This is a genomic window from Cedecea neteri NBRC 105707 = ATCC 33855 (assembly GCF_001571265.1).
GTDB lineage: Bacteria > Pseudomonadota > Gammaproteobacteria > Enterobacterales > Enterobacteriaceae > Cedecea > Cedecea neteri.
The window spans coordinates 17617-30209 of record NZ_BCTL01000012.1 but is presented as its reverse complement, the minus strand read 5'-3'; the positions used below and the strand labels follow the sequence as shown (position 1 = coordinate 30209).

The following is a 12593-nucleotide window of genomic DNA, read 5'->3' as shown; positions in this document are numbered from 1 at the left end:
CGGCAATACGGATGAGACAATGAAACAACACGAAACGGCGGCGATTTCAGCCAGTACGCTCTACATCGTCCCGACGCCTATCGGCAATCTCGGGGACATCACCCAGCGGGCCCTCTCGGTGTTGCAAAGCGTTGATCTGATTGCCGCAGAAGATACTCGCCATACTGGCCTTTTGCTGCAGCATTTTGCGATTAATGCGCGACTCTTCGCACTTCACGATCACAATGAGCAACAAAAAGCCGAAACGTTAGTGGCAAAACTGCAGGAAGGCCAAAGCATCGCGCTGGTGTCCGACGCCGGTACGCCGCTGATTAACGATCCGGGTTACCACCTGGTGCGCACCTGTCGCGAGGCAGGCATTCGCGTAGTGCCTTTGCCTGGCCCGTGTGCCGCCATCGCCGCGCTTAGCGCTGCGGGCTTACCGTCCGACCGCTTCTGCTACGAAGGTTTTCTGCCTGCAAAATCAAAAGGCCGCCGCGATGCGCTTAAGGCCATTGAGCAGGAGCCGAGAACGCTAATTTTCTATGAATCAACCCACCGCCTGCTGGATAGCCTCGAAGATATCTGCGCGGTGCTGGGCGAATCCCGCTACGTGGTGCTGGCGCGCGAGCTGACCAAAACCTGGGAGTCGATTCACGGTGCACCCATCGGCGAACTGCTGGCATGGGTAAAGGAAGATGAAAATCGCCGTAAAGGCGAAATGGTACTGATTGTTGAGGGCTTTAAAGTCCAAAGCGATGACGAGCTGCCGGCCGAAGCGCTGCGTACGCTTGCATTGTTGCAAACAGAATTACCGCTGAAAAAAGCCGCTGCGCTGGCCGCCGAAATCCACGGCGTGAAGAAAAATGCCTTGTATAAACATGCTTTAGAAAACAGCGAGAAATAGTTTTCTCGAGCCGTCTCCTGGTTTTTACATCGCAACGCGGTTAGCGTTTAAAAAACGAACTCCCTGGTGTTAATTTATGCATGACTGAATGACTTTAAGGGAGTTAAAGTTTATGCCGGTATTGATACCAGGAGATTCGAATATGGTTGTGATGCCTTTTTCCTACAGCACGGCGGCGGTAAAACGCTCTTTCGAGGTGATTGAAGAGCTGACGTTTGCAGGTCAGCATTTTCTTATCATTTTTGACAGGCTGACGCCGAGAGCGGCAATCATTAAAGCCGAGCCTGAAGGGGATGAAAAGGATCTCCGACACACCGTAGTTGCCATGCTAGAACTCAAGAATCAAAAGACGATTGGCGATAACGTTATTTCTGTGGATCGTTTTTGGGAGGATCAAAACGTTCTGCAGGTTGAAGGCGTTTGCGTCGAAAGGCAGCTTCAGGACGCTGGCTTTGCCACGCAGCTTTACGAGGCGCTTGTACTCAAGTGTGGCTTGATTTTAATGAGCGATAATATTCACTATGCCGGGGGCAAGGCGCTTTGGCAAAAAATAGCCAGAAGCTCCAATCAACTCTCCGTTTTCATTCTGGATTCCGATGCCGGGCGATTTTATCCTTATGACGGCGCAAAAGCCGCCTATAACGGAACAAGTATTCCGGAAGATAAAATCTGGAGCACGCATCCTGATAAAGAACATTTTGGCATCGTCCTGATTGCCGAAGATAAAAGACGTGTTGCTGCGCTGATATCCGATCAATAAAGCGTGGTTAAGGAGCGCAGAGACAAATGATTCTCTACGCTCTATCGTCGTTTAATTTACCGGCGTAGCCTCAATCACCAGCGTTTCCAAAGGCTTCAGCGTCACAATCAGCGGCTTACTATAGTCGTTAGCCAGCGTCTCGTTCTTGCTGTAAACCTTCTTCAGCGTAAAACTCGTGGCCTCACCGTTTGGCACTTCAAAGCTCTTACCCAGGTCGAGATAGTAGCTTTGCGGCTTATCCGACGGGTTGCGTAGGCCTAAAATTGCCTTTTCTTTACTCCACGATGCCCAGCCGTAAATCTCAAGCTGCGTTGGGTCGCCGCCAATCCAGTGGCTGTCGACCAGCACGCTGCTGTTTGCCCGTGACCATTTGGCCGCGTCGGCGAGCGTGTCCCATTTGGCGTTGTTCAGCATTGAAGGCGTGATGTACAGCTCCTGCAACTGCGTGCCGGTGGCGAAGTAGCTCCAGGCCTGGTCCGCAAAATCCTGGTCCGTCTGTACTTTCTCCAGCCCAAAATAGGCATGTTCGGCGCTGACGATGCCGTGGTACATCAGGGAGTTAATCGGGAACAGCGGTCCTTTACGCACAATCGAACGATAAGTCTCCGCATCACGATAGGTTATCCACTGTTGCACCGGCGAACCTTTGCCGTAAACGTTGATGTCATCGCCCTGGCGCCAGATTGAGTCGGCGTAGAACAGCCAGGAAGGGCTGGCATTGGTGCCGGTCGTCAGGTTGATGAACAGGTCTTTGTTGGCGGCACGCATGTTTTTGATGAGCTCAATGGAGGCATCAAAGTCAGAGGCGTAGGGGCTGCCTTTGATGTACGAGTTCGCGTTGCCCATGCCGTCGAGCTTAAACGAGGTGATATGTTCATTTTTGATAAGCCCGATGATTTGCCGATCAAAATTGCGGAAGTAATTGGGGCCTGAGAGCGCAAACTTTCCGTCCACGGTTTCAAAACCGTTCTCTTTGGCGTGTGAAACTCGCACGTCGCGGGGTTTGTTGTAACCCCCCCACGGTGACAGCCACAGACCGACAGAAGTATGCAGGCTGTCGGCTTTTTCTTTGATGGCACCAAAGCCGTGCTTAAACGCCGGGCCAAACAGCCATTTTCCGGTTAAATCGTCCCAGCCGTCATCCAGCAGGAAGCCGTCGAGCTTCACGCCCCGCTTGCTTATCAACTCGCTGGCATATTCATCCATGCGCGTCAGCACGTCTTTCTCGGTGTAGGGCGTAAAGAAACCGATGTCCATCCAGCTGTTGTAATGCAGATAGGGCTGATAAGGGCGTGGACGCATGGCGTTGATAAACTGGTTAAAGCTGCGGCGGAGCTGGTCGGTAGCTTCAAACGTTCCGAAGTAGACCGTATAGGTCACCGGCGCGTCGGTTTTAATCGGTGTTTTGAGTTCGACGTTCAGGTTGGTGGTGGTTTCGTACGCGTAGGTATTCACAATCGGCTTTTGCGGCAGCATATAGAAGCTGTCCGCGACGATCGGGGAGCTGTTGATGGCACCGTTAACATAAGGCGCCTGAGCCTGGCCTTTGGTCGGGAAGAACGTGATTTTCGCGACATCGCGAGGCTGGCCTTTGGCCTGCAGCGTATAGTCCACTGCCGCATATTTGCCCTTCAGCAGCTTCAGGGTCACATTGACCGAGAAATCGTCCCGCTCGTAATCAATCTGGATGGCGTCTGCGGCTTTGCTGACGTTTTTAATTTTAAAGTCGGCGGTATGGATAACTTTTTCATCCGGCAGCGTCAGGAAAAACAGCTCGACGGGCGCCAGTTTATGGTCGGACAGCCGGTCTTTCACCACCACCGCCGAGCCTGAATCGTCGAAAGAGACGGCAAGGTTAGTATTTTCCAACTGGTACTGAGCCGCCAGCACGGCGTTGCTCATGAACATCATCAGCAGAGAGCTTTTTATTATTGTCTTCATCAGAGGTCCTTACGGGAGTGAGTTACAGGGCTGCTTCTGATTCGGGCAGCAATTTATTCGCCGATCCGCATACCGCGACTTTGCTGCGCACAACCTCTTTCATCGCATCCATGCCGACGCGCATGTAATAACGCGGGTCGTTGCCTTCCGGGTTAGCGCTAAACCATTCTTTCACCGCGGCGGCGAAGGCGATTTTTAATTCCGTTGCCACATTCACTTTGCAAACGCCAAGTTCGATAGCACGGCGAACAAACTCGTCCGGGACGTCGCTCGCGCCGTGTAGCACCAGCGGCACGCTGACGACGTCACGGATCTCGCCCAGCCGTTTGAAGTCTATTTTCGGGCGTTTGGTGTACAGGCCGTGCGCGGTGCCAATAGCAACCGCCAGACTGTCGACGCCGGTGAGCTCGACAAAGCGACGGGCTTCCTGCGGATCGGTCAGGAAAGCGCTTTCCTCATCCACGTCCATGTCGTCCTCCACGCCGCCGAGGCGACCCAGTTCGGCCTCGACGCTGCAGTCGTTGCGGTGGCAAAACTCGACCACGGTTCTCACCAACTTCACGTTGTCAGCAAAGGGGAAGTGGCTGCCGTCAATCATGGCGCTGCGTACGCCCGCGTTAACTTTTTGGCTGATGTCCGCCAGGCTTTCGTGATGATCGAGGTGTAGCGCCAGCGGCATGCCGTAGCTTTCGGAATAAGCGTGGCATAGCGCGTAAATCTCTTCGAAAGCGATGTGTTTAAAGGTGCCCGGTGTACCGGCGAGGATCACCGGAGAATGCAGTTCTTTGCAGACTTCAAGAATCGCCTGGATGGTTTCGGCATTATGGATATTAAAAGCGGGCACCGCATAGCCTCTGGCCTGCGCGTCCTGAAGCAGATACTTCGTGGAGATAATGCTCATGATTAACCTCTCAGCCTTTCCAGGGATGAATGACGACGCCTTTAACTACGCGGTTAACCGTCCCGCTGGCGGAAGGCGTGTCCGGCGTAATGCCTGCTTTAACGGAAGAGGTGAGCGCGAAGACCTGGGCATACATCAGGAAGCAAAACGCCTGCTCAACGTCGAGGAACGTGCGATCTGCCGCAGGCAGCAGGATATGCGGGCCTGATACGAGCTCGGGGCTGGTGGAGGACGAAATGGCGATCGTCTGCATAGCCAGGCTGTCGCGGCGCAGCTCCGCCAGCAGATCCAGATCGTACTGGCGAGTGTACGGATCGCTGGAGACCAGCACGACCGCCAGCGTCTTACTGTTGACCAGGGATTTTGGACCATGCCTGAAGCCGGTTGGTGTGTCATAAAACGCAGCCAGCTTGCCAGCCGTGAGTTCAAGCACTTTCAGAGAGGCTTCTCGCGCCACGCCCTGCAAGCCACCGCTTCCCAGGTAGACCACGCGTTCGTAGGGGAAATCACCAAATGGGATTTGGCTGAAATCGCCCTGTGAATGAATGATTTGGGCGCAGCGGTGAGCGACATCCTGAAATGACTGCGTATTGATAGCGTCCGGGGCGAAAACCGCAAGACAGCTCGCCATCATGGTGGTGATGCTGCTCGTCATGGCAAAACCACGATCGTGAGTTTCTGCAGGCATCAGCAGCGGCAGTGAACGGTTGTCCTCGAGCGCGCTGCGGTAGAGGCTCCCGCCCTCGTTACAAGTGATGGTTATGTGATGGCAGGATTTAACCAGCTGGTTGGCAAGCTCTACCGCAGCGACGCTCTCCGGACTGTTACCTGAACGGGCGAAGGAAACCAGCAACGTGGGCTGTTCAGGAGAGAGATAGTCCAGCGGATTGGTCACCAGATCCGTGGTCGGCACGGCAACAAACGGTTTGCCGGTGTGGCGAGACAGCCACGGTGCAATGATGTCGCCGATGAACGCTGAGGTTCCCGCGCCAGTAAGGATAATTTTTAACTTGTCGTTCGCAAGTAGCGGATCAAGGAAGGCGGCGATCTCGTCGCGGGTGCGGTCTATCTGTTGCAGAGAGCGGATCCAGCTTACGGGCTGTTGGCGGATCTCTCTTTCAGTCCAGGTCGTGTGGCCGCGATCTGTGGCAGCGGAAGTTTCACTCATGACTAAGTCCTTAGCATTGCAGCGTCAGATGTCGGCTTTTAATTGTCTGGCGACTTTCGTTTTGTTTCATTTAAAGGTTTTTTGTGCTTAAAGGGAATGTATAGAAAGGTATTGATAAGATCAACATGTAAGAAAGAAATAAAACGAAAATCATGGAGTTGATCGTCATTTTGTTTTAATTAATTGATTTAAAGTGATATTTTTAATATTGAAGCAATGTGGAAAAGAAAAAGAGAGGTCTGCGGCGGAGCAGGCCGCAGGCCAAAGTGATGCATAATGAAAGCAGCAGGAGCCGCCGCTTTCATTAAACGGGGGCGAAACAGGAGAGTGGTTACCCGGTGGTTTGCGTCAGATGCCTTCTTCGCTGGCTTCCGTTGCCCGATGGCGCGCCATTTCGTCGACCAGGCTGGTCAGGCCGCGGTGCCCGCACTCCAGCGCCATCTGGCGAAACTCGCTGCCGTTTAAGCCTTCTCGCTCAAGTACCATTTCCAGCAGTAGCTGCAGATTTACGCCTGTGACGACCTCGCGTCCGGGGTTCTCGAGTGCCAATGTTGAAGCGACTCGAAATGGCGTACCGCCAAGCAAATCCGTCAGAAAGACCAAACCTTCGTGTTCATCAAGCTGACCGATAGCCTCGCGAAACTGTTCTGTCAGTCGTGCCGTGGAGGAGGTTTCCGGAAAGTCGATGGCAATAATCTGCGGCTGCTCGCCGAGGATCTGTTTCATTGCCTGTTCCATCCCGCTGGCAAAGCCGCCGTGGCCGCTCAAAATGATGCTTAACATCTGCTTTTCTCCTTAGAGGAAGTGAAGGAACTTCCCAACAACGGCTAAAACGACGGTGATACAAATCAGGCGCAGAGGGCTCCAGCCCCGGCGTACCAGGGCGTACATTGCCAGGGTATACACCAGCGGTAAAAACGCAGGCATCAGCTTGTCGATGACGTCCGTCTGAAGCTTAACCACCGCATCCCCGGCGGTAATTTCAAGCGTAGTAGACAGGCGAACATAGGTTGCAACAAGAGCGCCGATAACGGTCATTCCGACGATGGAGGCGGCATGCCCGACCTTACGTGTATTTGCCTTAATTAACGGAATGGCGGCCACGCCCATACGGTAAGCATAGTGCGCCAGGCCGAAACGCAGGCCCAGGTGCACCACGTTAAACAGCACGATAAACACGATGGCACCGAGTATCGACCCCTGCAGCGCCAGGCTGGCACCGATACCTCCGCAGATTGGCAGCAGCGTCAGCCAGAACATCGCATCCCCGATGCCGCCGAGCGGTGCACCCACGGCAATTTTTGTGCTCTGGATGCTGTTTACATCCTGTTTCGAACGCTCCATGGCCAGAATAATGCCGATCACAAAGGTGACCAGGAACGGGTGGGTATTGAAAAAACCCATATGCCCCTGCATGGCCCGCGCCAAATCGCGTTTGTTGGTGTGGATCTTTTTCAGGGCGGGCAGCAGGCCATACAGCCAGCCACAGGCCTGCATACGCTCGTAGTTAAACGAGGCCTGCAGCAACATTGAACGCCATGCCACGCGGTTGATGTCTTTTCGGGTTAGCTCTGCGCCAATAGTCTGGTCTTCATAAATATTGTCATTGGCGATGGTGTTCTCAGGCTCAATAGCCTGTGAAAGCGTTTGGGTATCAGATGCCATCTTCGAATTCCTCTTTCTGGACGCGAGCGGGCTGCGGTGGTGTAGGGTCTTTACGCATCAAATCCATCAGGGCCAGCGCAAGCGCGGCGGCGGCAATCGCCAGCACGGGCAGTTTCAGCCAGGCTGCGCCGACAAAACCGATGATGAAGTAGGGGATATAAACGTTTTTCATCATGATTTTCAGCAGTACGGCGAAACCGATAGCCGGCATGATGCCCCCGGCGACGCCAAGCCCGTCAATCAGCCGCGCGGGCAGCATATCGATGGCTGTTTTGGCATGTTCGGCCCCAAAATAAATAGGTAAGAAGGCGCACAGAAAATAGAAGATGCCGAGTGTGAGCATCGCCAGATAGTTAATGTGCTCAATGCCTCTGGTATCGGCGTTCGCCGCCATGCGATCGGCACGCGCCATGACGCCGGACATCACGGAGAACAGGAAGGTGATGCCCATCTGTACCGCAACCGCAAAAGGCACCGCGACGCCGACGGCCACCTCGGGCTTCACGCCGGTGGTAATGGCAAAAGTGGTGCCGACGATGGTGCCGATAATGACGTTAGGCGGCTGCGCGCCAGCGAGCGGAGCAAGGCCCATCCACACCAGTTCCAGGGTGCCGCCGGTGAGAATACCGGTGTGCAGATCGCCAAGAATAAGGCCAACCAAAGGGCCAAGGACGACGGGGCGGTGCATATGGGTCAGGCCGTTGAACATATCCAGACCGGCGATAAAAGCCAGCAGGCCCAGGGCTAACGCTTGCAGTAAGCTGATTTCCATAACAAATACCTCAGAGAAGTTTATAGAGATCCTGAGCTGATTCCGTCGGTACACCCTGGACAAAACATTCGACGCCGGCCTGTTTCAGGCCGGAGAAGGCGGTAATGTCTTGTTCATCAACCGACACGGTTTTAGCAACCTGCTTTTTGCCTTCGACGTAATGCATGTTGCCTACGTTGATGCGCGTTACCGGCACGTTGCCGTTCACCAGGGTGAGGAAATCCTGCGGGTTTTTGCAGACCAGCAGGATTTTCTGGCGATCCGCCGCGCGGTGAATGTTGTCGATGACTTTTTGCAGCGGCCAGAAGCGCACCGCAATCCCTTCTGCCAGCACCATCTCCATCAGGTTCTGCTGGATGGGATCTTCCGCCACCTCATCATTCGCGACCAGCACCAGGTTTGCGCCGGAAAAACCGACCCACTGCACGCCAACCTGACCGTGAATCAGGCGCTCATCAATGCGGCTTAAGACAATATTTGGCATGGTATTTCCCTTATTATCGTTGTGTTAATGAGGAGACGGCTCACCGTTACAGGCCGCGTGATACTGGCGCAGCACATCCTGAATATGGTCGATAATCAGCTCATGAGGTTTGGCGGCCAGCTGTGCTTCCCGCACTTTGGCGTACTGAAGCGGCAAATATTGGCTGATTAACGGTAGCGGAATAGGTTCATGGGCAAGATTCCTGACCAGCACATCGTAAGCCTCATCGATGTCGCGATCCGGCCAGTAGTAGCGCACCCGGTCAGAGTAGCTGTAGCCGCGTGCCAGACGTAGCGCATCACCGTTGCCGTGATAGTGCTGCTGCCAATGCTCCGGGTGATCAAGCATTACGCTTTCCAGGACGTCCCTCAGGCCGGAGCATTTGTGTGCCGGGAGCAGCTCTCGCTCAATGGCCGAAAGGGAAAAAAGGGCTTCGCGCAGGGCGAAAGTCAGGCCCGGGCCGACTTTTAGTATCGCAAAGTGATCTTCTACCAGTTGCTGCAGCGCCTGTGTGGTCTGGTAATCCGTTGAGTGTGCTTCAAAAACCATCGTTGGCGAATCTGTAATGAGTTTGCTCAGCGCGCGGGCTTTTTCCGGCTGGTAGTCAATCACCTGGGTGTGGTCGAACTCGACGCCCGGTTGAACAACAAGGCCAATAATTCGCGGCCAGATAGCACTGAGGCCCTGTTCTGCAAAGGCCCGTCGATGAGATTCCAGCGTAGCGTTTGCGGCCTGAGGCGTGGTAACGGCGAGCTCGGCGAGAGTTTCATGGGCACCGCCAGGGACCGGCACTTCGGTTCCGATGATGTACACCAGATCGGCATGGCCAAAGTGGTCGATACAGGTTTGCTCGGCAATCAGCGCCAGCCTGGCCGCTCGCCCGGCAACGACCTCATCCGTGAGCGGCACCGAATCGTCGGCACAAGACATGCTGCAGTCGAGATGTATTTTCTTGAAGCCTGCGGCGACATAGCTGCGGATCAGCTCTTCTGCATGGGACATCGCCTCTTCGGCTGGCCGTGTTTGCCAGCGATTTGGACCAAGATGATCGCCGCCGAGTATCAGGTTGGAATAAGGAAAGCGGTGCTGTTCAGCGAGCTGATAAACGAAACCGCAGAAATCCGCAGGCGTCATCCCCGTATAGCCGCCGTATTGGTCGACCTGATTAGAGGTCGCTTCAATAAGCAAGCTGGTGCCGGCTTCGCGAGCGTGGCGCATTGCAGCCTCAAGCACCAGCGGATGCGCGGAGCACACCGCGAAGATCCCACTCTGGTTGTTCCGTTTGTGGTTAGCAACAAATTCGATCAACTGTTTCACTTTCCTCTCCACGGCGATGGGTCAAAACATTTTCTTTCGATTCATTTCATTTTATCGTGCCTGAATGGCCTTTGAGAATAAAAAGAAAGATACTGGAATTGAGATCTGTTTCGCAAAAGAAACATAATGAAAGCGTTGGGCGCGCGTATAACGCCTTTTGAACGAAGATTCCTGGGGCTTGCTTTCTGCTAAAAGAAAGGTGTTAATAGGCAAATAGAAATGAAACGAAAGATATATTGAAAGGTTACCCTATGAGCAACAACGATACCGCAACGGACAAACGTATTCCGGGTACCAGCGAAAGACGCGAGCAGATTATCCAGCGTCTTCGCCAGCAGGGAAGCGTACAGGTTAATGATTTATCTTCTTTTTTTGGTGTTTCTACCGTTACCATTCGCAACGACCTCGCGTTTCTTGAAAAGCAGGGCATTGCGGTTCGTGCCTACGGTGGGGCGCTGATTTGTGAACCGGGCAGCGTTGTAGCAGAGCCTTCTGTGGAAGACAAAAGCTCGCTTAACACTTCCCTGAAGCGCAGCATCGCTCGTATTGCAGCGGATTTGATTCAGCCTGGCGACAAGGTGATTCTGGACTCCGGTACCACGACATATGAAATCGCCCGGCTGATGCGCCAGCATAAAGAGGTGATTGCGATGACTAACGGCATTAACGTGGCAAACGCACTGCTGGAAGCGGAAGGTGTTGAGGTGCTGATGACCGGCGGGCATCTGCGTCGCCAGTCGCTGTCGTTTTACGGCGATAGTGCGGAACAGTCGCTGCAAAATTATCATTTCGACATGCTTTTTCTCGGCGTGGATGCGATCGATCCAGAACGCGGTGTGAGCACCCATAACGAGGATGAAGCGCGCCTCAACCGCAAAATGTGCGAAGTTGCCGAGCGGGTTATCGTGGTGACAGACTCCAGCAAATTTAACCGTTCCAGCCTGCATAAAATCATCGATATCCAGCGCATTCACCGGGTGATTACCGATAAAGGTATTCCGGCAGATAGCCTGAACGCGCTGCGCAAGAGCGGGATTGATGTGGTGCTGGTGGGCGACTAGCATTTCGTTTCTGGTGAGCCTGCGTGACAGGGGAGATGAAACCCTCTATACTGCGCGCCGAAGCTGACCAGACAGTCGCCGCTTCGTCGTCGTCCTCTTCGGGGGAGACGGACGGAGGGGAGGAAAGTCCGGGCTCCATAGGGCAGGGTGCCAGGTAACGCCTGGGGGGGAAACCCACGACCAGTGCAACAGAGAGCAAACCGCCGATGGCCCGCGCAAGCGGGATCAGGTAAGGGTGAAAGGGTGCGGTAAGAGCGCACCGCGCGGCTGGTAACAGTCCGTGGCACGGTAAACTCCACCCGGAGCAAGGCCAAATAGGGGTTCACATGGTACGGCCCGTACTGAACCCGGGTAGGCTGCTTGAGCCAGTGAGCGATTGCTGGCCTAGATGAATGACTGTCCACGACAGAACCCGGCTTATCGGTCAGCTTCAACTCATTCATGTCGAAACGCCCTGCAGGTGAAAACCGGCGGGGCGTTTTGCATTCAGGGACAAAAAGATGAATGACTGTCCACGACGCTATTCATGGCAGGAAGGCGGCTTATCGGTCAGCTTCAACTCATTCATGTCGAAACGCCCTGCAGGTGAAAACCGGCGGGGCGTTTTGTTTTTAAAAAAGATTATTTCAGCGTTTTAAGCATGCAGATCTCGCAGCTGTTATGGCCGGTGTTGCCCAGGCTGCCGTCCAGATGCTTAAAACCGAACGCTTCGTAGAGTGAGACCGCCGAGCTGAGTTCATTTAGCGTTTCCAGGTAGCAGTAACGATAGCCGAACGCTTCGGCTCGCTCTATCGCCAGCGCCATCAGGCGTCTTCCCAGGCCCAAGCCCGTCGCGCTGCTGTCCAGATACAGTTTCTGTAATTCACAATATTCTTCACCTGCGCCCTGCAGAGGTGCAATGCCAACGCCGCCTAAAATCTTGCCTTCGCGTTCAACTACCCAGTAGCCAGAGCCAGATTTTTGGTAGGCGCTGGTCAGGTCATTCAGCGCCGGATCGTGCAGGCTTACGCCTTCGAGATGGTCGATTTTGTTATCTCGGAAGCTTTGGCGGATAACTTCGGCGATAGCGTGATTGTCTTCCGAGCAAATTGGCCTGATCTGGACATGAAGATCTCGTTGGCTACGGGCATTCGCCAGCGCACGAGTCAGCGATTTGACCGACTGATAGATCTGCTGTTTTTCACTGTCTGATGCCAGAGAAAGAGCCTGGGCTGTGAAATCGTTAGCGTGTTCGGTAAGGTCTTTAAGTACGGTAGCCCCCTCATGACTCAGGTTGAACACTGCGGCTCTCCCGTCGCTTTCATCCTGCGTTCTTGCCAGTAGATTGGCGTCTTCCAGACCGCGAAGCGTTCTGCTGATGCTGGATTTCTCCACGCATAGCCGACGCGCCAGTTCGGTTACCCCGGCCGGTTCACGATCGAGCTCGATCAAAATATGACTTTGTAACGGTGACAGATCGGTTCCGCTGCTTTTCCGGTTCAGCATGCCCAGCTCGCGCACCATCTCGCGCAGCGCGGCGCGGAATTCTTCAATTTCGTTGGTATGCATAACAACTCACATCAATGAGGGAAATGTATTTAGTTAACGCTGTTAACTAGTTTGTGTATCATACCGAAATTATGAGGGCAGGCAAGTCAC

At 54.1% G+C, this 12593-nt stretch carries 12 protein-coding genes and 1 other RNA gene; 4 read left to right on the top strand and 9 right to left on the bottom strand.

Features of this window, described 5'->3' with window-relative positions; all coding sequences use genetic code 11:
- Positions 1-19 precede the first annotated feature (19 nt).
- Positions 20-886, top strand: a complete 867-nt coding sequence (rsmI, locus tag CNE01S_RS06735) for a 16S rRNA (cytidine(1402)-2'-O)-methyltransferase (RefSeq protein WP_061274541.1) — start codon at positions 20-22, stop codon at positions 884-886.
- Between the two features lie 142 nt (positions 887-1028).
- A complete protein-coding gene (locus tag CNE01S_RS06730) occupies positions 1029-1646 on the top strand; it encodes a hypothetical protein (protein ID WP_061274539.1) in 618 nt (205 codons plus the stop codon).
- Between the two features lie 51 nt (positions 1647-1697).
- On the opposite strand, the gene CNE01S_RS06725 is transcribed toward CNE01S_RS06730, so the two are convergent.
- The 8 genes from CNE01S_RS06725 to kbaZ form a co-directional block, all read right to left on the bottom strand.
- A complete protein-coding gene (locus CNE01S_RS06725; protein WP_061274537.1) occupies positions 1698-3587 on the bottom strand; it encodes an alpha-galactosidase in 1890 nt (629 codons plus the stop codon).
- 22 nt (positions 3588-3609) lie between these two features.
- Positions 3610-4488: a tagatose-bisphosphate aldolase subunit KbaY gene (gene kbaY, locus CNE01S_RS06720; RefSeq protein WP_061274535.1), complete on the bottom strand. Its 879-nt coding sequence runs from the start codon at positions 4486-4488 to the stop codon at positions 3610-3612.
- A gap of 10 nt (positions 4489-4498) precedes the next feature.
- Positions 4499-5656, bottom strand: coding sequence for an SIS domain-containing protein (locus CNE01S_RS06715; RefSeq protein ID WP_061274533.1), 1158 nt, complete (start codon positions 5654-5656; stop codon positions 4499-4501).
- A gap of 348 nt (positions 5657-6004) precedes the next feature.
- Complete coding sequence (gene agaF, locus CNE01S_RS06710) at positions 6005-6439, bottom strand: PTS galactosamine/N-acetylgalactosamine transporter subunit IIA (RefSeq protein ID WP_061274531.1); 435 nt, start codon at positions 6437-6439, stop codon at positions 6005-6007.
- A 12-nt stretch (positions 6440-6451) separates the two neighbouring features.
- A complete protein-coding gene (gene agaE, locus CNE01S_RS06705) occupies positions 6452-7321 on the bottom strand; it encodes a PTS N-acetylgalactosamine transporter subunit IID (RefSeq protein WP_061274529.1) in 870 nt (289 codons plus the stop codon).
- Positions 7311-8093 (bottom strand): PTS N-acetylgalactosamine transporter subunit IIC, encoded by a 783-nt coding sequence (gene agaW / locus CNE01S_RS06700; RefSeq protein ID WP_061274527.1) that lies wholly within the window; start codon positions 8091-8093, stop codon positions 7311-7313. The genes agaE and agaW overlap by 11 nt, the downstream gene beginning before the upstream one ends.
- A gap of 10 nt (positions 8094-8103) precedes the next feature.
- The gene (agaV, locus tag CNE01S_RS06695; protein ID WP_061274525.1) at positions 8104-8577 is read right to left on the bottom strand and encodes a PTS N-acetylgalactosamine transporter subunit IIB; all 474 of its coding nucleotides are present in this window, start codon (positions 8575-8577) and stop codon (positions 8104-8106) included.
- Between the two features lie 24 nt (positions 8578-8601).
- On the bottom strand, positions 8602-9894 hold the full coding sequence (kbaZ, locus tag CNE01S_RS06690; protein ID WP_061274523.1) for a tagatose-bisphosphate aldolase subunit KbaZ: 1293 nt from the start codon (positions 9892-9894) through the stop codon (positions 8602-8604).
- Between the two features lie 251 nt (positions 9895-10145).
- Between kbaZ and CNE01S_RS06685 the strand changes: the two genes are divergently transcribed.
- Positions 10146-10955, top strand: a complete 810-nt coding sequence (locus CNE01S_RS06685) for a DeoR family transcriptional regulator (protein WP_061274521.1) — start codon at positions 10146-10148, stop codon at positions 10953-10955.
- Between the two features lie 59 nt (positions 10956-11014).
- Positions 11015-11391: RNase P RNA component class A (gene rnpB / locus CNE01S_RS06680), an RNA gene on the top strand.
- 185 nt (positions 11392-11576) lie between these two features.
- Here the strand turns inward: rnpB and CNE01S_RS06675 are convergent.
- Positions 11577-12503 carry a bifunctional helix-turn-helix transcriptional regulator/GNAT family N-acetyltransferase gene (locus CNE01S_RS06675; protein WP_061274519.1) on the bottom strand — a complete coding sequence of 309 codons (927 nt, stop codon included), beginning with the start codon at positions 12501-12503 and terminating at the stop codon, positions 11577-11579.
- Between the last annotated feature and the right edge of the window lie 90 nt (positions 12504-12593).